Annotated in this window: 13 protein-coding genes; 6 read left to right on the forward strand and 7 right to left on the reverse strand. The window is 66.0% G+C overall.

Annotated features, from left to right (window positions below; translation table 11 throughout):
* The first annotated feature begins 121 nt into the window (after positions 1-121).
* Genes glf through B1729_RS16325 form a run of 3 tightly spaced genes read left to right on the forward strand, consistent with a single transcriptional unit; the run spans position 122 to position 5120 of the window.
* Positions 122-1258, forward strand: coding sequence for a UDP-galactopyranose mutase (glf, locus tag B1729_RS16315; RefSeq protein ID WP_163616826.1), 1137 nt, complete (start codon positions 122-124; stop codon positions 1256-1258).
* A 26-nt stretch (positions 1259-1284) separates the two neighbouring features.
* Positions 1285-3114: a glycosyltransferase gene (locus tag B1729_RS16320; RefSeq protein ID WP_239539688.1), complete on the forward strand. Its 1830-nt coding sequence runs from the start codon at positions 1285-1287 to the stop codon at positions 3112-3114.
* Positions 3111-5120, forward strand: a complete 2010-nt coding sequence (locus B1729_RS16325; RefSeq protein ID WP_163633833.1) for a DUF6541 family protein — start codon at positions 3111-3113, stop codon at positions 5118-5120. The genes B1729_RS16320 and B1729_RS16325 overlap by 4 nt, the downstream gene beginning before the upstream one ends.
* Before the next feature lie 9 nt (positions 5121-5129).
* On the opposite strand, the gene B1729_RS16330 is transcribed toward B1729_RS16325, so the two are convergent.
* A complete protein-coding gene (locus B1729_RS16330) occupies positions 5130-6563 on the reverse strand; it encodes a glycosyltransferase family 4 protein (protein WP_239525673.1) in 1434 nt (477 codons plus the stop codon).
* Positions 6564-6644: 81 nt separating this feature from the next.
* On the opposite strand from B1729_RS16330, the gene B1729_RS16335 reads away from it, so the two are divergent.
* The 3 genes from B1729_RS16335 (at position 6645) to B1729_RS16345 (ending at position 9304) form a co-directional block, all read left to right on the forward strand.
* Positions 6645-7436: an ABC transporter permease gene (locus B1729_RS16335; RefSeq protein ID WP_163616820.1), complete on the forward strand. Its 792-nt coding sequence runs from the start codon at positions 6645-6647 to the stop codon at positions 7434-7436.
* The gene (locus B1729_RS16340) at positions 7436-8200 is read left to right on the forward strand and encodes an ABC transporter ATP-binding protein (RefSeq protein ID WP_163616818.1); all 765 of its coding nucleotides are present in this window, start codon (positions 7436-7438) and stop codon (positions 8198-8200) included. The genes B1729_RS16335 and B1729_RS16340 overlap by 1 nt, the downstream gene beginning before the upstream one ends.
* 156 nt (positions 8201-8356) lie before the next feature.
* Positions 8357-9304 (forward strand): class I SAM-dependent methyltransferase, encoded by a 948-nt coding sequence (locus B1729_RS16345; RefSeq protein ID WP_163616816.1) that lies wholly within the window; start codon positions 8357-8359, stop codon positions 9302-9304.
* Between the two features lie 92 nt (positions 9305-9396).
* Here B1729_RS16345 and B1729_RS16350 read toward each other — a convergent pair whose 3' ends face one another.
* The 6 genes from B1729_RS16350 to B1729_RS16375 all read right to left on the reverse strand — a co-directional run bounded on the left by B1729_RS16350 (position 9397) and on the right by B1729_RS16375 (position 20278).
* A complete protein-coding gene (locus B1729_RS16350; RefSeq protein WP_163633835.1) occupies positions 9397-10365 on the reverse strand; it encodes a glycosyltransferase in 969 nt (322 codons plus the stop codon).
* 60 nt (positions 10366-10425) lie between these two features.
* Positions 10426-11859, reverse strand: coding sequence for a bifunctional cytidylyltransferase/SDR family oxidoreductase (locus tag B1729_RS16355; protein ID WP_163633837.1), 1434 nt, complete (start codon positions 11857-11859; stop codon positions 10426-10428).
* Between the two features lie 59 nt (positions 11860-11918).
* Positions 11919-15011: a CDP-glycerol glycerophosphotransferase family protein gene (locus B1729_RS16360; protein WP_163633839.1), complete on the reverse strand. Its 3093-nt coding sequence runs from the start codon at positions 15009-15011 to the stop codon at positions 11919-11921.
* A complete protein-coding gene (locus B1729_RS16365) occupies positions 15008-17329 on the reverse strand; it encodes a CDP-glycerol glycerophosphotransferase family protein (protein WP_163633841.1) in 2322 nt (773 codons plus the stop codon). The genes B1729_RS16360 and B1729_RS16365 overlap by 4 nt, the downstream gene beginning before the upstream one ends.
* Positions 17330-17465: 136 nt before the next feature.
* Positions 17466-18809, reverse strand: coding sequence for an O-antigen ligase family protein (locus tag B1729_RS16370; protein WP_163633843.1), 1344 nt, complete (start codon positions 18807-18809; stop codon positions 17466-17468).
* Positions 18806-20278, reverse strand: a complete 1473-nt coding sequence (locus B1729_RS16375; protein WP_163633844.1) for an O-antigen ligase family protein — start codon at positions 20276-20278, stop codon at positions 18806-18808. The genes B1729_RS16370 and B1729_RS16375 overlap by 4 nt, the downstream gene beginning before the upstream one ends.
* Positions 20279-20330: the final 52 nt, after the last annotated feature.

The raw sequence follows: 20330 nt of genomic DNA on the forward strand, positions 1-20330 counted from the left end.
GAACGCGGATCTTCCGCGTCCAGCGTCATGGGTGCGGATCACGTCAATGACGCTTCGGGGCTGTCGCTGCACGATCATTTTGCAGCCGGCTCAACACCGAGACGACACCGCTAGGGGCTCCATGGATCTGCTCATCGTCGGCTCCGGCCTCTTCGGCCTCACGATCGCGGAGCGCGCCGCGGCATCCGGTCGACAGGTCACGATCGTCGAGCGACGCCACCACCTCGGCGGAAATGCCTATAGCGAAGCCGAGCCGACCACCGGCATCGAGGTGCACCGCTACGGTGCTCACCTGTTCCATACGTCCAACGCGACCGTCTGGGAGTACGTCAACCGCTTCACCGCGTTCACCCGATACGTGCATCGCGTTTACACGACGCACAACGGCGTGGTGTTCCCGATGCCGATCAATCTCGGCACGATCAACCAGTTCTTCCAGGCGGCTCACTCGCCGGATTCGGCGATGGCGCTGGTGAAAGAGCTGGCCGGTGAGTTCGACCCGAAGCGCGCCAAGAATCTCGAGGAGCGCGGCATCGGCCTGATCGGTCGCCCATTGTACGAGGCATTCATCCGCGACTACACGGCGAAGCAGTGGCAGACCGATCCGCGTGCGCTCCCCGCGGACATCATCAGCAGACTGCCGGTGCGGTACAACTACGACAACCGCTACTTCAACGACACCTGGGAAGGCCTGCCCGCCGACGGGTACACCGCGTGGCTCGACCGAATGGCGGACCACCCCCGCATCGACGTGAGGCTCAATGTCGACTTCTTCGACGACAGCCAGCCGCTGAACAAGGCGGCCATCGTCGGACAGCTTCCTGTCGTCTACACCGGCCCGGTCGACCGGTACTTCGACTTCGCTGCCGGCGAGCTGGCCTGGCGAACGCTGGACTTCGAGCAGGAGGTCGTGGCGACGGGCGATTTCCAGGGCACCAGCGTGATGAACTATGCCGACGCCGACGTGCCGTACACGCGGATCCACGAGTTCAAGCACTTCCACCCCGAGCGCGCAGACCGCTACCCAGCAGACCGGACCGTCATCATGCGCGAGTACTCGCGCTTCGCCACGCGCGATGACGAGCCGTACTACCCGGTGAACACGGCGTCGGACCGGAACAGTCTGCTGGCGTACCGAGAGCTGCAGAAGGGCGAGCCGGATGTGCACTTCGGCGGCCGTCTCGGAACGTACCAGTATCTGGATATGCACATGGCGATCGGCTCCGCGCTGTCGATGTGGAACAACCAGCTCGCGTGAGCGCCGAGGATCCCACCCGTCCCGTCGTGGCGCGCGCCGTACTGCCGGTCAGCGATACCACGGAGGTACTTCCGCTCTACTTGGACGGGGAGCTGGACACGGTCGGGTTCGAGATTCTCGGGAGGCATTCCCTGCGTGTCGACGCTGGTCGCACAGTGTCGTTCGGCTCGTACTTCAATGCGTTTCCGGCTTCCTACTGGCGCGCACACACCGGGGTGCGCGAGGTGCGATTGACCGTTCGCACCAGCGGAGCCGGAGGCGTCGTCCGGGTGATGCGATCGGATCCCGATGCCCGGCCGATGCTGGTCGAGGAACGCGGGATCACCGACGTTCGCGAGGAATTGTTCGCTCTCAGTCTTGATGGTTTCGATGACGGCGGATGCTATTGGTTCGACCTCGTAGCCGACGATGACGGACTGCTCTTCGACGGTGCCGACTGGACGGTGGCGGCCAGTCGGCCTGCGGGGACGGCATCCGTAGGTATGGCGACGTTCAACCGGCCCGCCGATTGTCTCTCCCAGCTCGACACGATTGCGCGTGACCCTACGATGCTCGCCGTGCTCGATCGGATCATCGTCGTCGACCAGGGCACTGACCTCGTGACCGCGCAGGCGGGTTTCGAGGACGTCGCGCGCAGCCTGGGCGACCGGTTGGTGCTGGTGCGCCAGGCCAACCTGGGTGGGTCCGGCGGGTTCTCGCGCGCCATGGCTGAGACCCTCGACCGCGGTGAGAGCGACTACGTCCTGCTTCTGGACGATGACGCGATCTGTGAGCCGGAGGCGATCGTGCGGGCCGTGCGGTTCGCCGACTATGCGTCGGCACCCACCATCGTCGGCGGCGGCATGATCCACATCGATGCCCGGACAGTGCTGTACGCGCAGAGCGAGCAGTGGGACACGCGGATCGGGTGGGTCGACCTCAACCGCGCAGACGCCTATGACCATGACTTCGCCCGGACTCCGTTCCGATCGACTCCCTTCGCCCACAGGCTGCATCGCTCCGACTTCAACGGCTGGTGGATGTGCCTCATCCCGGTGGAAGTGCTGCGCGCGCATGGACTATCGCTGCCCCTCTTTCTCAAGGGTGACGATGTCGAGTTCGGGCTGCGGGCCAAGGCCGGAGGAGTGGCGACGGTGAGCGTCCCCGGCATCGCCCTGTGGCATCTGGGGTGGGGCGGCAAGGCGCCGACCCGTACGTGGGAGGCATACTTCCTGCATCGAAACCGTCTGATCGGCGAGCTCTTGCACTCGCCGCAGCGTCGTCCTCATCTCGTCGTCGCGCACTCCTTCTTCGGCGACCTCAAGCCGCTGCTGACACTGCAGTACTCGGCCGTGCGCTTGCGCGCATTGGCCATCCGCGACGTGCTCGACGGGCCGGAGTCGCTGCCACGTCGCCTCGCCACCCGTGCGGGCGAGGTCAGGGCGCTCTGGGCGGGTTTCGCGGACGCGACTACGGTGGACCCCGCCGCCCACGCAGTGGGCACTGGTCGTGTGCGTGCCGTCCCGTCCGGACGGGCGGCTCAAGCGGTTCTGCTGGCAAGGCTCTGGATGCGCCAGCTCCTGGTGCCCGCTGCCGGTTCATCCCGTACTCGTCCCGACGCCCATGTGAAGGCCGACGAACTGAGCTGGTCGACGTTCACCCAGATCGACAGCGCGCTCGTGGACACTCCTGACGGCGCAGCGACGGTGTGGTATCGGCGCAGCCGCGGTGCTACTGTGCGTGCCCTCGGGCGCAGCATCCGCCTGCATGCCCTCCTGTGGTGGCGATGGCCGGCGCTGGCACGTCGGTTCCGAGGCGCCGCCGCGGAACTTTCCTCGCCGCGCCAGTGGGCTGAGATATTCGCGGAGCACTCGTGACGGGTGCTTGGTGGGCCGCCGCGCCCGCGATGCTGGTGAGCGCCGCGATCCTGCTGGTGCCGGGCTTGATCGCCACAGCGCCGCTTCGGCTTGCCTGGGTCGCACGGATCGCGCTGAGTTCCGCTGTCAGCATCGCGTGCATCGGCATCGCAGGGGTTGCCTTCTCGCTGTTCGGGGTCTTCTTCGCCGCCTGGCAGGTGGTCCTCGTAGCGCTGGTGCTTGGGGTCGTAGCCTGGCTGATTCGCGGATGGGTGCCCGACGCCCCGCGCGAGCGCGTGCGCTGGTGGTGGTTGGCCTCGGCGTGGGTGCTCTCCGCGCTCCTCATCGCGGTCGTCGCCTTCTGGGGAGTCGCCTCACCGGAGCAGTTCAGCCAGACGTATGACAACGTGTTCCACCTCGGCGCAATCTCGCACATCCTGGCGGGCGGTGATGCATCCTCGCTCACGCTGCGCACACTCATCGAACCGCAACGTGCGTGGGCGCCGTACCCTTCGGCCTGGCACTCGCTGGTCGCGCTGAATGTTCAGTTGTGTGGCGTGAGCGTTCCGGTCGCCGTCAACGCCACCTGGATCGCCGTCTGTGCCACCGTGTGGCTTCCAGGGGTCGCCTGGTTGGCGCAGCTCATCGCGCGCCCCTTCGAGTCCGGCCGTGTGGCTTTGATCGCGCTGCCGCTCGGAACGGCATTCGGCGCGATGCCGTATGCGCTGCTGTCATGGGGCACTCTCTACCCGACTTTCCTCGCGACTGCCCTGGTGCCCGCGGCGATCGCCATACCAGTCGCGGTGTGGCCGCCGCGATTCCGCGTTCGAGTGGGTCGTGCCGTGCTCGCCGGAGCGGCGGGTCTCGCCGCGGTCCTCGCGGCCATCGTGTTCGCCCAGCCTCGGGTGCTCGCGACCTGGGCCGTGATGATGGCTCCGTTCGTGCTGTACTTCGCCTGGCGTGCGTATCGGCCAGCCTGGCGCGCAGGTGGCCGGCATCGCCGACGCGCGGTCACCGCGCTCGTGGCCGCCGTCGGGGCGCTTGTGGTCGCCGCCGGAGTGGGATTCGCGTATGTGGTCTTCCGCCTCGGATTGTTCGAGCGGCCTCTCGACGATCGCCTCGGCGGTCCGCAGGCCAAAGCCTCCCAATCCGTAGCCGCGGGAATCTCCCAGGTCCTCGGTCAGGCCTGGCCGGCGGGCTCCACCGGTACCATCTCGTTCCCCTCGATTCCGCTTGCGCTCTTCGTCATCGTCGGGATCGTCGCGGTGTGGCGCGGGCGCAGGCTCCGGTGGGCGCTGGTGTCGTATCTCGCGCTCGCGATCCTGTTCGTGATCGCTGCGGGGGCGGACGACGTCTTGACCAAGCTGCTCACGGCGCTCTGGTACAAGGATCGCTACCGGCTGAGCTCCGCCCTTCCCGTGTTCGGCGTCGCGTTCGCTGCCCTCGGCATCCTGGTCTCGGCGCGCTGGCTCGGTCACCGCGCGGTTCGCCGGCGAACCGGGGCGGTCGCCTTCGCCTGGGGGACCGCTCTCGTCTCGGCGCTCACGCTCGTCGTCAGCGGGGGCTCGTCCGCGATCGCGGTGGTCTTCGCGCTTCCTGCGGCCAGCGCTGCGGACGAGGTGGTGTCAGTTCGTCAGATTCAATTCCTTCAGGATGTCGGTCGCATCGTGCCGGCTGACGAGCGGCTGCTGGGCGACCCGTGGGATGGGTCGGCGATGTCCCTGCTCTTCGGGGATCGCGAGCCGGTGTTCCCCCATGTCAACGGGCAGTGGGATCCGCACCGACTCCTGCTCGCGCAGCGCCTGGGCGAGATCGAGACGGTGCCTGAGGTCTGCCAGGCTCTCGACGCACTCCGCGTGCGGTACGTCGTCTACAACCCGCACGAGTTCGGCGGAGGAGATCCGATCGGCAACCAGTTCTTCGCGATCCACGATGCGGTCGGGGCTGGTTTGTTCGAACCGTTGCTGACCGACGGCGAGTCGACGCTGTATCGCATCGATCAGTGTGGTCGGCTGCCGGCCCGGTGAGCCGACGGCTCAGTACTCAGTCGTATCGACGACGTTGTCGAGAAGCCGCCCTCGGCGCTCACTCAACTTCTCGCGGACAAGCCTGAAACCGCCGCGTCTGAGGTAGTACGCGAAAAGCGCCGCATCGCGACGGCGGCCCTTGGGCATCAGGAGAATCCGAGCGAATCGGCTGCCGGCCGCATTGGCGCGACGTTGGGCGAGCTGTGCCCGGTCGGCAGCAGGCTGGGGATCTGCACAGAAATCGATCAACGGCCGGAGCGATTCCTTCCAAAGGAAGCGGCTGCGAAGCGCCTGCGCCCGATCGCGCGCCGCAACGAGAGCGTCGGGTGTCGACAGCAGGTCGAGGATAGCCTCCGCCAGCGCGACGGGATCCGCCGGAGGGACGATGCGTCCCGCGCCCGCGCTCCCGATGATTTCCGCGAACGCGTCGCCGTCACTGGCGACGACCGGGAGGCCAGCCCACAGATAGTCCAGGATTCGGGTGCGGAACGAGAAGCGCGTTTCAGCGTGGAGGACGTGGGCGCTCACTCCGAGGTCGGCATCGAGCAGGTAGTTGACTCTGTCGTCGTAGTCGACCCAGTCGTCGTTGAAGAACACCGATCGTCCGGTCAGGCCGAGCCGCTCGGATGCGGCGATGGTGTCGGCGACCGCCTGCATCTCGGGAACATCGGGGTTGAAGTGGGTTGCGCTAAGGAAGAAGAGCTTGATGTCGGGATGATCTGCCGCGAGCAGACCCATGGCCTCGACGAGCGTCACCGGGTCGAACCAGTTGTAGATGCCGCCCCCCCACAGCAGCACGCGGTCGTTCTCGTGGATTCCCTCTACCACGCCCTTGATCGCGGTACGCGTTCGCTGAGGCGGCTCAGCTGGGAGGCCGAAAGGCGCTATGCCGATCAGAGAGCTGAAGGTCGGGTCGTCCGTATAGGTGAGTGGGTTGAGCCGGCCCATCGACGACAGGCCACCTAGCCACAGGTCGCGCTGGCGTTCTGAGGCACACAGGAAGAAGTCTCCGCGAATGAGTTGCTCGTTGAGCAGTGAGACGGCCTTTTCGATCTCCTCCGCCCACATCGCAGCGTCCTGGTACTTGTTCTGCTCGAGCTGCTCGAGCTGGAACGGGTCATAGAGATCCGCCACGACGATCTTTTCCGACTCACGGACCGATGGGAAGATGCGAAACGCCACCCCCTGAACGACGATGACATCCGCCCACTGCTCGTGCAGCGACATTCCGTGATCGTCGGATTCATGCACGAAATGCAACTCGAACCGGTCGGAAGTTCGTGCGATCCGCTGCCATGAGACGATCCGCACATCGCACAGCTCGCTCAGCTGATCGGCCATGTTCCAGACGCGTATCCCCGGTCCGGCCATCTTCTGTTGGATGGGGTCGCCGGTGAGCAGCAGCACGTGCGGCCGCGCGGCAACTTCACCCGTTTTGGACACGGCAACTCCCATCGTGCAACCAGGAAACCCTAACAGGGCTCGGCGGCTGGGTCGGGACGGCTCAACCTCTAAACTCGTCAGGTGACCACTGCCACCGTCGGGGCTCCCGGCTCGCCCCGGCGCTACCTGCACTCCCTGTGGCTCCTCTCGTCACGCGATCTGCGTGTCCGCTACGCCACGAGTGCGCTGGGCTACCTGTGGTCGGTGCTCGACCCCCTCGTGATGAGCCTCATCTACTGGTTCATCTTTACTCAGGTGTTCGGCCGCGGCGTCGGCGAGGAGCCGTACATCGTGTTCCTGATCTCGGTGCTATTGCCCTGGACGTGGTTCAACGCGGCCGTCACCGACTTCACCAAGGCTTTCAACAAGGACGCCCGACTGGTCCGGTCTACCTCGATCCCGCGAACGATCTGGGTCAACCGGATCGTCCTCAGTAAGGGGATCGAGTTCCTCTTCTCGCTCCCGGTGCTTGTTGGCTTCGCCGTGGTGGGCGGTGCGACCGTCAACTGGGCGATCCTGCTGTTCCCGGTTGCGGTACTGCTCCAGACCGTGCTGCTCGTCGGGCTCGGACTCCTGGTTGCGCCACTGTGCGTGCTGTTCGGCGACCTCGAACGCACGACGCGCCTGATCCTGCGGGCGCTGTTTTACGCCACCCCGATCATCTACGGTGTAAGCGATCTGCCGGGCATCTTCGCCGACCTCGTTGCATTCAACCCGCTCGCCGGGATCTTCACGATGTATCGCGTCGGATTCTTCCCGGATCAGTGGAACACGTTGTCCGTGGTCGTGGGATCCCTCATGTGCTTCGTCTTCCTCGGCCTCGGCATGGTCGTCTTCCGGCGACTCGAGCGCCCCGTGCTGAAGGAGCTGTGATGACCGAGCGAGCTGGGCTGACGGCATCCGATCTGGCAATCGAAGTGCGTGACCTCGGTGTGCGCTTCCGCCGCAACAAGCGGGGTCGTCGCAGCCTGAAGGACCTGTTCGGCGACGCTTCCCGGAGGTCGAAGCCGGGGGAGTTCTGGGCCCTGCGGAACGTCACTTTCAGTGTACGCCCGGGCGAGTCGATCGGGGTCGTCGGGCGTAACGGTCAAGGCAAGAGCACTCTGCTGAAGCTCGTGGCCGGCGTGCTGATGCAGGACGAGGGCACCGTGTCGGTGAACGGCGGCGTCGCGCCCCTCATCGAGATCACCGGCGGGTTCGTCGGTGATCTGAGCGTGCGCGAGAACGTCCGGCTGACGGCGGGACTGCACGGCATGCCGAAAGCCGAGGTGGCGCGGAGGTTCGACGGCATCATCGACTTCGCCGAGCTCGGTGAGTTCCTCGACACTCCGTACAAGCACCTGTCCAACGGCATGAAGGTGCGGCTCGCGTTCTCCGTCGTCTCGCAGTTGCCCGAGCCGATCCTGCTCGTGGATGAGGTGCTCGCGGTGGGCGACAAGGCATTCCGTGAAAAGTGCTACAGGCGCATCGACGAGATCCTGGCCGAGGGGAGGACGCTGTTTTTCGTCAGTCATAACGAACGCGACCTGCGCCGGTTCTGTACCCGCGGTCTCTACCTCGACAAAGGGCAACTCGCGATGGACGCGTCGATCGACGAGGTGCTCGACCGATACGACGCGGACTACTCGGTGGGCTGACCCTCCCAGATTGCGGGCCAGGGCGGCGCGGTGGGGTTGACAACGAGCTCCGGGGTCTCGCACGCGCTGCGAGAAGGCCCGGGGGTGCACGGGCGTGTGTGCCTTTGCGGAGCGAGAGAATATGCTTGCTCGGACTCAAGTAATGGAGCAGTCCGAATGGCGTCAGCTGAACAGATTCCCGTCATCCAGCGCGAGGCAAGCGTGCCGTTTTGGTTGACGCCGCCCGCTTACTGGACCCCGACGCATTTTCCGACGTCGGCCTGGCGTACGCACGCACCTTTCGCGGCGTGGATCATGGACGCGCTCCGGCCGACCGTCGTCGTCGAGCTTGGAACGCATTACGGCTACTCGGCTTTTGCTTTCGCTGAGGCTGCGAAGCGCTTGGGGCTCCCTGTCTCGATCCATGCTCTCGACACGTGGATAGGCGATGATCACGCCGGCTTCTACGATGACGAAGTACTCCGCTATGTCGAAGCCATCTCTCAGGAGCAGTATCCGGAGTCGATGCGACTTCACCGTGGACTCTTCACCGAATCTCGCGCCCTGTTCGAGGACTCGTCGGTCGACCTTCTGCACGTCGATGGTCGACATGCCTACGAGGATGTGCTGGCGGACTACTCAGAGTGGAAGAGTAGCGTGCGCGAGGGCGGCGTTGTCCTGTTCCATGACATCGCCGAGACCGAGAAGGGATTCGGAGTCTGGCGCCTGTGGGAGGAGATCGCGACGCCCGGCAGGTCCTTCGCCTTCGAGCACGGACACGGGCTGGGCGTTCTGAGTATTGGCGAACCATCCGAGCCCTCCCTTCGCGCCCTCTTCAACGCCGACCAGGCGACGGCCGATCGCATTCGCGCGGATTTCAGCCGACTTGGTGAGCTGTGTACCCAGCAGGCGTGGTTGCTGACGCTTCCCAAAGAGCTGGAGCAAGTGCGCATGGAGGTGCGGGCGAGAGTCGAGAAGGAAGAACGGCAAGCTGCCGCTATCGACGCGCTGCAGAAGCAGCTCGACGATCTTGAAGAACGGATCGTCGCGATCCATGCGAGCAGGAGTTGGAGGATCACTCGGCCCCTTCGCGCGCTGGCCAGGTTGCTCCCGTCTCGCGCCTAGATGTTCGCGCTGCGACCCTTGTTGATTCGGTCGACAGTGGGGGTCTCCTACGTCAACAACGATCTAGGTCAGTACACCAAGGATGAATCGGGTCAGGACGTCAGCGGCGGCATCGGCTGCCAGGAGGCATCCTTCGCGATCTTGCGGCCGTCGCGCAGACCCCGGAACAGGTTCGATGTTCCCCGCACCGTGCGCTCGACGAACAGCAGGCGAATCAGCTCCTTGCCGAACGTCAGGCTCGTGCCGAGCCCGAACAGCACCGGGTTGTAGACGCCGAGCGTGCGGTAGTACTTCTTGATGTATGCCCGGTTGCGCATGATGTAGTACCGGTAGGCGTTGCTCGACGCGTTCATGTGGCGGATGCCCATGTCCCACTGCTTGATCTCGCGCGTGCGGCGGAGCACGAACTCGTCGACTATCACCGACTGCGTCCTGCGGGAGGCTAGCCAGCCGTATGTCTGGTCGTCCCAGTAGATGAAGAAGCGCGGATCAGGGAGGCCGATCTGCTGGACGATGTCGCGGTGGATGAACATGCCCTCGAAGCATCCGGAGTTCATCGGCTTGTAGCCGGACTCGTCGAATTCCGCAGGCGCGAAGGGGATCGGGATGCCTAGGGGCTCGGCGACGCGGTACTGCCAGTAGAACGCACTGCCGTCGTAGTCGTAGCGGCGGCCCTGGATGCTCTTGAACCGCGGCGCCCACTTGCCCATCTTGGCGAGGCCGTCCGGCAGCACCTCGACGTCGTCATCCATCAGCCAGATCCACTGAGAGCCGAGCTCGTAGGCGACGCGCATACCTTCGCTGAATCCGCCGGAACCGCCGGTATTGGTCTCCATGCGGCGGTAGACGAGTACGGACGGCTCGAGGCGTTCCCGGAACGCCTCGACGACGTCGGTCGTGTCGTCTGTCGACGCATTGTCGATGATCACGATGCGACCGGGCTTGGGGTCCATCACGACAATGCTCTCCAGGAGGCGCGTGAGCAGCCCGGAGCGGTTGTAGGTGACGATCGCGATGGTCGCGGTCGCGGGATCGAAAGGAGAAGTGGGCACAGAGGTCACAGGGGAGATTCTCCGAGTGTGAAGTAGAGCGGCCGTAGATGCGTCGGCCGAGTGCAAAGCCTACCTGGTCGCGGTGTCGGCTCCGCTCAGCGTTGCGGGAGCGGCGGCGACCGCGGCCCGCTGCTCCACGCGCACCGTCACGACCTGGCCGGTCATCGACGATGCCAGCACTCGGAGACTGACCTCTGCAACGTGCTCCGGCTCGAGCAGGCTCGATGGCGGCTCCTCGCCGAAGGCAGAGGAGCGCATAGGCGTGCGCGTGCGCTGCGGGTTGATGCAGTTGATCCGGACACCGCTCATTGTCCATTCCTCGGCCAGCGCCTGGGTGAGATTCACGACCGCGGCTTTGCTCGCCGAGTAGACGCCGTAGTTGGCGCGCCCGCGTGTGTATGAGCTCGACGTGAAGAGCAGGACCTGACCCTGCGTGGTGGCAAGGTACTTGTGCGCGGCCCGGGAGACGATCACAGGGGCCAGGAAGTTCGTCTCGATCGTGCTCTCGAGGTCCCTGATCCGGGTGTCGGTGAGAGCCCCCATCTGGAGCACACCCGCCGTCAGGACGACGGCATCGATGCGCCCTTCGGCCGCGAAGACCTGCTTGAGCGCACGCTTGACGAGCGCGCGCGAGCGCACATCGGTTCCCGTGGTGGACCGGCTGAACTCGTGCACCACCGCGCCGCAGACGCCGGCCAGTTCGACGACGCTGCGACCGATCCCATAGCTGCCGCCGAAGACGACGACTACCTTCCCGGAGAGATCGGGCAGGGACGCCGTCTCGGTCGAGAGGCTCTCAGACTGGAGCTGGAATAGCTTGTCTGCGATGTGCACGTCGATCGGCTCGGTGACCTTCATATTCTGGGGCGTGCCCTCGACGACGTAGATCGGCACGTCGGGAAGGTATGTGAAGACGACGCCGCAGTCGTCGGTCGCGTGGAATGAGGCATCCTGGGCGGCGCGCTCGTAGGCGCGACGGATGGTGCCCAGCCGGAACGCCTGCGGCGTTTGGCCACGCCGCAAGCGCGCCCGCTCCGGTATCGCGGTGATGTGGGAGGCGGCGTCGACCTCGATTATCGTGTCCGACGACGCGATGCCGGTGTCTACGGCGTCGTAGCTGTCGAGCGCCTCGACGCAGTCGCGGAGGATCCGGTCGTCGACGAACGGGCGCACGGCGTCGTGGAAGAGAACCTTGGTATCGGGGTCGTCTCCGAGGACGGCCAGCGCGGCCTGGGTGGAGTCGTTGCGGGTGGCGCCGCCCGGGATGATCCGGGTCAGCTTCGGGAAGCGCTCAGGGTCGACGAGCGAGTCCAGCTCATGGATCGCGCCAGCGTTCATGACGATCATCACTTCGTGAATGTATGGGCTGGCGTTCAGCACTTCGAGGGTGTGCTCGACGATCGCCTTGCCAGCGATCTTGATGAGCTGCTTCGGGATGCCGAGTCCTACGCGGACGCCGACACCGCCGGCGAGGAGGACGGCCACGGTGCGAGAAGCGGGCATGAGTTATCGGGTCTTCTTTCGGGGGCGGCAGCGGCGTAGCGGGCGCTTGCTGTTCAGGATCAGGTGGCCGGGTGGTTGTCGGATCGGGGCTTCGCCCTGCGCTCGATTGCGCGCAGCTTGCGGCGGAACCCGTACCGCCGCTGCGCCTCCAGGAGAAGGCGCGGCAGACCGGTCGTGCGCGCGAACGTCATTGGCCAGCTCCTGGTGACGGAGGCGCGCGTATCTCGGTTGAGGTAGCTGAAGAACAGAGAGACCGACAGCGCGGGCGCGAACTCGCGCTCTTCACCTCCCAGCTCCACGGCGTCGCGCAGGGGCGCGAGATGCGTCAGATACGGCGTGGCCGCGGGCCTGGTGCGGAAGTGGTCGAAGGCGAACGCGAACAGGCCTCGGCGCGTGCGAGCCGGCTGGGTCAGTTGAAGGCGCAGGAATTCGCGTGTGAACTCCGGGAGCTCGGACTCGAGAGCATCGTGCAGATCCGCATCGTTCTGGCGCGGTTCCACGACGGGCTCCCACCCTCCCGGAGCATGCCGATAGCCCTGGACGGTGCCGTGGTCGAGGTTGGCGAAGATGGCCTCGACGGGAAGCATCGAGAAGGCACTGGAGGTGAAGTTGTGGCGGGCGCATAGCGCATCGCTGCCGTAGATGCTGCGCGCATAGTAGAAGGGCAGCGTCGATGTCGAGAGGCTGGCGGCGGAGAGGATCCGCTTGAGACATTCCTGTGTGTAGCCGCGTCCCCAGTACTCGACCACTGCGAAGCTCTCGTCGAATACCATCTCCTGCTCCAGATACGCAGCGCAGGCACGTCTCTCCTCGGCCGCCCGCTCGAGAAGGTGGGCGTCCAGGGTGGCGGAGGCTGACATCGCGGCGCGGAGCGCCGCCTGTGACGCTTGCGAAAGGCGGACGTCGGGCGCGAACGCGGTAGCTTCGGGGATGACCGCAGAGAACTCGGCGACCGACAGTCCGGCGATCTCGGCCATCGCGGACACGGTCCTGGCGCCCGCGAACGTGCCGAACTCGCCGAAGAATTCTTCGTCGATGCTGTCGATCTGCGAGGCCAGGCGCCATGCCTTACGGGACCCGAAGATGTAACGCGTTCGCAGGTCGAGTCCGAGCTCCTCGATTGCGGCGTCAGCGATCCGCTTGAGGTGATGTCCGTCCCGCGAGAGGAAGTAGAGGGTCCGGTAGCCTCGTGCGACGGCGTCGTCCAGCACCCACAGCACGTACGGCACCAGGAAGAGGCTGACGTACCGGAACGCGAACGACGTGGGACCTGCGGCGGATGCAGCGAGCCGATGGTCGTGCAGCAGCCCGGCCACCCGGTAGCCGTCGCCGGTGCCCAGCGCGGTGGCCAGCGCTGACTCGTACGTGTCGAGTTCGAGTCGAGGAAGTAGCTTGGTGCTGATCCCGAGCGCCCCAGCCGCCTTGTGGTCGGCGCGCGGGTTGTCACCCGTGTGCCGCCACCCCCGATGGTCGTAGCCGACGTCGTGGTACGCGTGCAGGTACAGGTGGCCGGTCGACTTCTGCACACCGGCGGTGCTGGACAGATAGAGGGGAATGTCCTGAAAGGACGGATCCGCCTTCACGAGCAACGTGCGGACCACGGATTCCGGAAGATACATGTCGCTAAGGAACACCACTTGCTCGCCGGCCTCGCGCAGCGCGCGCACGTGTGCGGCCTCCGCCGGCAGCGGGCGGGTCGCAGCGAGCTCGGCCTCGATCTCCCATGTCATGAGGAGGTCACGTTGGTCGGCGCTGAGATCGAGGATCTCGGCCAGACGCCGGTAAATGTCCGCGAGCCTGATCTCGAATGCGCGGGACTCCCGCAGCCCCGGATCCTTCCGTTTCATCTCGCGCAACGCGTTCTCTGCAGTCTGGCGATCGCGTACGAAGTCGCGCGCGATCTCGGGCGGGAACTGTCCGCCTGCGCTCAGGATGCGGTCGCGGATGTCGACGAACACCGACACCGGGACGATGCCGCGCCGTCCGATGACCGTGTCGAAGACGTCGAAGCTGTACAGCGTCGGCAGGTCGACATCCCTGAGCGAACGTGTCAGGGCTGTGTCGACCAGCCGGGTGAAGGTGTCGTCGTCGTCATAGGCCCAGAAGTGGTCGGCCAGACGTGCGCGCTCGTCGGCGGCGACGGTATTGTCGCCGCCGAGCGCGGCGAGCAGGTCCTCGAACGTCGAGGCCAGGGTGCCTGCAGACAGGGAGAGGTAGTCGTGGCTGTGCTCCTGGACGCCGGCGTCGTCGAGATCGAACGCGTAGCGGATGAACTTCCCGACACCCGCCGCCAGCAGGTCGTAGTGGATCGACGAATAGTCGACGATGCCGAGGTCGACGTCGCCGAAGATCTCGTAGATGTCGTCGCGGTTGTCCCAGAAGCGCAGGTTCGGTTCGTCGCCGAACCGTTCGCGCAGGTGCACGAAGCCGGGGTCTTTGGCCATCGAGGGGTGCATCTTGAGGATGAGGAGGGTGTTCGCCTCGCGCAAGACGCGGATCAGCCGCTCCGGGTCGGGGAAGGCGGCTCGCAGGAACGACTCGCCCCGGTGCTCGGTGCGGTAGGTGGGCGCGTAGACCGCGATCCTGGCGTCGCGGGAGAGCCCGTGCTGCGCGCGGAGGTCGTGATCGAACGAGCTGTATCTGCCGAACAGGCGGGTGTAGATGTTCTGCGGATATCCGCCGCGGATGAGTTGCTCCTCGTCGAGCCCCACCTGCGCACGGAAATGCGCTTCCATCGCGGGTGAGGTGACGAGGAACGACATGGTGTCGTGGTAGACCTTGTTGTTCTCGATGTACTTCCTGGCGATGCGCGCCTGCAGGCGGCCCTGGGTGAGGCGACGCTCGATCGACTTCACTCCGACGCCGTGCCAGAGATTGAGCAGCAGGACGCCGTCCAACTCGTCGGGGATGCGCTCCTTCACCTGGTTCACGACGAACACGCCCGCACGCTGCTGGAGAATCTTTCCTCGGCGAGACGTCAACAGTTCCGCACGGAAGCCGAGGGAGCGGACGAATTGAACGGTCGGCTGCGAATCGGTGACCCAGACCGCCTCGATGTCGGGGCGATGACGCACGACATAGAGGAACAGCCACTTGGGGTTCCCGGAGAAGGTGTCGGCGCAGTTGAAGATCCAGGTGAGTCGGCTTCTCATCGTGTCCGTTCCGGTTCTGTCATGAAGCTCAGCAGTGAGGACGCGAGCAGCGGCGCTGCGTCCACCTCCGCATCGAGCTGAGTGAAGTTTTCCCTGACCCGTCGCAGCTGGATGTCGTCCGCGTCACCGCGGCGAATCGAGTCCACGAGATCGTCGATCGAGGCAGCAAAAGGGAGTCCGAGGTCGTCTGGATAGTTGAGGTAGAAGTCGCGTGACACGAGATACTCGTCCAGGTCGAGCGCGAGCAAGTACGACGGCACTTCGGCCACGGCGGCTTCGAACACCGCCGACGAGTAATCGGTGACGAATACGTCGGCGACGAGCATGACGTCCTGCGTCGACATTCCCGGGGCGGTGCGAATCTCTGCATGCTCCGGTGGCGCGACGAGTGGGTGCAGCTTTGTGATCACGGTGTATCCGGCGGCGTGCAGCGCTCGAGTGAGTTCCAGCGGATCGACGGGCTTTCGCGCAGCACTCCCCGGGGTCCGGAATGTCGGCGCGTACAGCACAATCGGCCTGTTCCCGAGGTCGGGGTACAGTCGCGCGAAGCGTGCCCGTGCCCGCTGTCGCGCGATCGGATCGCGGAGTCGATCGACACGCGGAAGCGGAGCGATCATGATCTTGGATGGATCGGTCCCGAAGGCCTCGGCGTATGCAGGACGGCACCGTTCCGCGCTGGCGAGGACGACATCGTACCGGTCGTGCATCCGAAGCGCTTTGGCAAGGCGCGGGTCTCGGCCTTCCGGCCGCCCCAGTATGCTGATGCCGAACTTCTTCATCGCGCCCAGGGCGTGCCAGATTTGTACGACGGTGAGGCCGCGGCCATGCCTCGCCGCAGATGCGACGAAGGAGTAACCGTCCAGCACAACCACCCGCGACGTCGCGACATGGTATAGCTCCACTAGCAGATGAAGGGCGTAGCCGAGCTTCGGCAGCACCCCTCCGGGCACCGTGCGGGAGCTGATGACAATGTGGACACGTTCGTCGGCCGCGCAAACAGCGTCTCGCAGGAGCACGAAGTCGATGGGCGGCTTGTCTGCCTCCCTGCTGAGCATCGTGATCTTGCGACGCCGTGGCAGCACGAGCATGGCGGTGCTCACTGCGGTGAGCACCATGCGAGAGGCGTGGGCTGCCACCACGTCGAGCCCGAATCGCCGCATGAGACGCGCCGGAGCGGAATCGATGCGCTTCGGCTTCGCTCGGAGCGGATCCACGATGAGCAGGTCGCGAACGATCCGCTCCGACGAGTGCCCGTCCAATGCACCGCAGAACTCACCGAGAAACGCCGTCAGCTTGGCGGAGTCCACGGTCGCGTGCGCGATCGTCCTAGCAAGTTCGGCCGGCTCTGTCACCACCGGGCCGATGGCGTACTCAGAGAACGGTCGGTAGAAGTCGCGCGAAGTCGCGTACTCCTCCAGGTCCGGGACGAAGAACACCACCGGTCGTTCCAAGAGCGCGAATTCGAAGATCACCGAGGAGTAGTCGGTGATAAGCACGTCCGCAGCGGCGAGGAGGTCGTTCATCTCTGTGCCATGCGTCGCGTCGATCACATTCGATGGCAGCTGCGACGCCGCGCGAGACGTGAACGGATGGTGTTTGACGGCCACACGCCATCCGGGACCTAGTTGCGAGGCGACGGAGCCCCAGTCGGCACTCTCATCGGTGTATGCGGAGAGCTGGCCGTTTCCGCGGAATGTCGGGGCGAAGAGAGCGAGCTTCACGCCAGGGCCTACGTCGAGCGCCGCACGCACCGATGTCCGCGTGCGTTGCAGCCGGACCGTGTCGAAGAACACGTCGCTGCGGGGGACTCCGAGCGCGTGCACCCGCTCGACGGGAATCCCGTAGGCCTCCGCGTAATCGGCCCGCACACCTGGAGAACTGACGGTTGCGGCCGTGTAGTTGCGGTGTATACGGCTGCCGGGAGTAGGTCCGCCCGGCAGTCCGGCGCGACTATGGCCGACTCGCTTGAATGCTCCGGCTGCGTGCCAGACCTGGACGAGCCGCGTTCCGCGCCGAATCCGCAGCGGGTATACGAGCGGATAGAAGTCGTCGAGCACGATGACCGCGCTCGTCGCCATGAAGTATGGCAGGCGGAGGGCGTCGAGAAACGAGCGGCGTGAGCGAAGGCTCGGCTTGAAGATGCCGATGATCTCGGTGTCAGGTTGCTGACGTCGCAACTCGTCGCGGATGTAGGCCAGGTTTCCACCGAAGCCCGGCCGGGAGTCCGAAAGGAAGAGGGCACGGTTCGTCCGGGGGCGCGCAACCGCCGACAGCAACCGATAGGGGGCTGAATAGGGCAGGAAGCGTAGTGCGCGCACGAGGGGCGAGCCTCGCAGGTGTTCACGCAACGTTCACTCGCTCGAGGTTGAAGGATCGGGTCAAGCAAGTGTAAGGGTTGGATACATCAACGTATCCTGAGCGCCCCTTCGTTGGTCACAGAGATCCCCGCGCGGCTCAACCGTCTTCCTCAGCGTGGGGAAGCCCCGCTGCCTCCGCAGGGCCGTCGCCGCCGGCATCCGTCCCGCTGCCCAGCCGCTCGCGCCACGACCGCGACTGTCCCGCCCGCACTGCGCACAGCACGAACATGAGCCAGCCGAGCCCGGTCAGCACGAAGCTCTCGAACATCGAGTCGATCAGGAGGGTGACGAGAATGAGCGGGGTCCAGGCGTAGACGACGGAGCGGCGTTCGCCGGCCACCAGCCAGGATCGTGCCAGGGCCAATGCCGCAACCGCGAGGAACAATACGAGGCCCAGCCACCCGAGTTGCAGTGCGACGTCGAAGTAGGCGTTGAGGCCGGTCGCGTGGTTGGTGTCGAGCAAGAAGTTGATGGCGTTGAACGGGTACTCCTGCTGGTCCCAGACTCCGAACCAGCCGAAGCCCTGCACCGGCTTCTGACGCAGGATGTCGACCATGAGGTTCCACAGTTCGACGCGCATCGAGAAGTCGGTGCCGGCGCCGAGCAGCGCGATGATCGGATGCCGCGCCGCGTAGCCGACGAACACACCGACGACGACGAGGGCCCCGAGTGTGAGCTGCAGGGCGGCACGGCGCTCGGCGCGGGCGTGCCGCACGAGCGCGAGCGCGCCGACGGCGAGGCCGACGCCGAGCGCGAGCACGACGACGGTGGGGGAGTCGCTGAGCGCCGCCAGGCCTCCGGCCAGCACGACGGAGGCCACCGAGACGCCGGGCCGCACCGACTGCGTCCGGTACTCGATGAGGAAGGTGATGAGGGCGATCACCGCGACGAAGCCGAGCAGGTTGCGGGTGCCGAAGATGCCCTGCACCGGCCCGAGCTGAGCGATGTTGCCCTGGATGCCGAGAAAGGTGAAGGGGATGTCGAGAAGGATGCCCGACAGCACCTCGAGCGCGAGCGACACGCTGAGGAGCAGCCGCAGCACGTCGCCGAGCGCGCGCACGGTCTGCAGCGTGTCCCGCACGTGCCCGATGACGACGGCGAGGAATGCCAGCGCCGCCATCGACACCCAGCTCCAGAACGACGCGCTCGCGTCCCCGCTCCACGCGACGCTGGCGAGCGCCCAACCGATGAAGATGAGCACGGTCGTGGGCACCAGCCGCAGCAGCGAGATCTCGCGGCGGCGCGCGATCATGACCGCCAGCCCCAGGACGCAGAGCCCGGCGACGATTGTCACGTAGGTGACGTGGCCGGCGATCCGCTCGATCGCGTACGCCGAGAAGACCGTCCCGAAGACGATGAGCGTGAAGGCGCGGGCGAAGGATGCCGAGTCCAGCAGCGCCCCCAGCCACCCGGGCGATCCCTCCCGCGGTGTGTCGGTCACGCGTCGCGCCCTGCCGGGCGGCTTCCCGCCGTCGTTCCGGTCGCCTCGGAGCCGGGCTCCCTGCCCGCGTGCTCGTCGCGTTCGACGGCGTCGCCGCGCTCGATCGCGGCGCTCTGCTCGGCGGGTCCGACGCCGACGTGCGGCGACTGCTTGATCTTGGCGCCGAGCATGACGACGAAGAGCCATCCCCAGAGCAGCAGCGGTGTGGACTCGGCGAGGCCCTGTACGAGCAGGATGGCGCCCACGAGCGTGGGCAGGAGCGTGAGCGGCGAGTAGGGGCGGTCGGCGCGGAGATCCCACCGCGGCCGGTCGACGGCGAAGAACCAGGCCCGCCACACGAAGGCGAAGTAGAGGAAGGCCAGCAGCACGACTCCGATGATCCCGAGCTGCATCGCGACGTCGACCCACATGTTGTGGGCCTGCATGACGGTCTGGCCGTGGTCGATGATCCACCCGTCGAATGCCGGGTCCGACGGCACCCACGGTGTCGCGAATCCCCAACCGGTCCAGGGGCGTTCCGCCGCGCGTTCGAGCACGTCTTCCCAGATGCCCTCCCGGCCCGTCAGGTCGGCGCTGCGGCCGAGGGCGGTGAAGATCGTGTCGCGCAGCAGCCACAGTGCGAGCAGGCCACCGACCCCGACCACCGCGTATCCGACGTAGTACTTGGTGCGCTCGCCGGGCTTGGTGGCGGTGCGCATGAGGAGCACGGTGACGAGGACGACGGCGACCGCGGCGGCGGTGAGGTAGGCGGTCGCCGATCCCGCTCGCAGGAACAGGAACGCCGAGAGCCCGACCCAGATCCACAGGAACGTCCGCCGAGGCGCACCGGATGCGAGACGGATGCCGAACACGATGATCGCGAGCAGCGCCACGGGTGCCAGCAGATTGGCGTTGCCCATGATCCCCTGGATGCGCTTGTCCCACTCGAAGAGGTTGTTGCGCGACCAGTACTCGATCGGGTCGTCCGCCGTCTCCACGACGAAGCCCGGCATCAGCGGTGCGCGCACGAAGACCCACACCCACAGCTCGAAGAGGAACGACAGCGCCATCGTCCACTTGAGCGCCGACGCGATCGCGCGCACGAGCTCGCGCCAGGTGAGCACGCTGCCGATGAACAGCGCCTGCAGCGTGGTGATCCACAGCAGCAGGAGCGTGAGCGCGCTGGCCGCCGGCCACGCCGACCACGCGAGCGACAGCGTCGCCCACACCACGTACGCGACCACGAACCAGGGGAGGCGCCGCCACTGCACGGGCGGGCGCAGGGTGATCCACAGCACGGCCGACAGCACGCCGCCGGCGATGGTGATGATGGTGGCGGTGAGCTCGCCGAACGCGTGCACCCAGGCGGTGCCCGAAAGCGCCATGAACAGCACGAGGATGCACCAGCCGCGCAGCATGAGGTGGCCGGTCTTCTCGCGGACCGGCGGTCCCGGCGGCGCCGACGCCGGATGCTTCGAGTGGACGGCCATCGCTCTCAGGGTACAGCGCGCCCCTGGCGTATCCCGGCCGTTGAGCGAGCGA

This window comes from Microbacterium sp. B35-04 (assembly GCF_010634885.1).
Classification (GTDB): Bacteria; Actinomycetota; Actinomycetes; order Actinomycetales; family Microbacteriaceae; genus Microbacterium.

What these genes read in the sequence shown, in the direction of transcription:
- B1729_RS16355 (WP_163633837.1), bottom strand. Translation starts at nt 11,859, where the DNA reads ATGCCCGCTTCTCGCACCGTGGCCGTCCTCCTCGCCGGCGGTGTCGGC.
- B1729_RS16375 (WP_163633844.1), bottom strand. Translation starts at nt 20,278, where the DNA reads ATGGCCGTCCACTCGAAGCATCCGGCGTCGGCGCCGCCGGGACCGCCG.
- B1729_RS16360 (WP_163633839.1), bottom strand. Translation starts at nt 15,011, where the DNA reads ATGAGAAGCCGACTCACCTGGATCTTCAACTGCGCCGACACCTTCTCC.
- B1729_RS16345 (WP_163616816.1), top strand. Translation starts at nt 8,357, where the DNA reads ATGGCGTCAGCTGAACAGATTCCCGTCATCCAGCGCGAGGCAAGCGTG.
- B1729_RS16340 (WP_163616818.1), top strand. Translation starts at nt 7,436, where the DNA reads ATGACCGAGCGAGCTGGGCTGACGGCATCCGATCTGGCAATCGAAGTG.
- glf (WP_163616826.1), top strand. Translation starts at nt 122, where the DNA reads ATGGATCTGCTCATCGTCGGCTCCGGCCTCTTCGGCCTCACGATCGCG.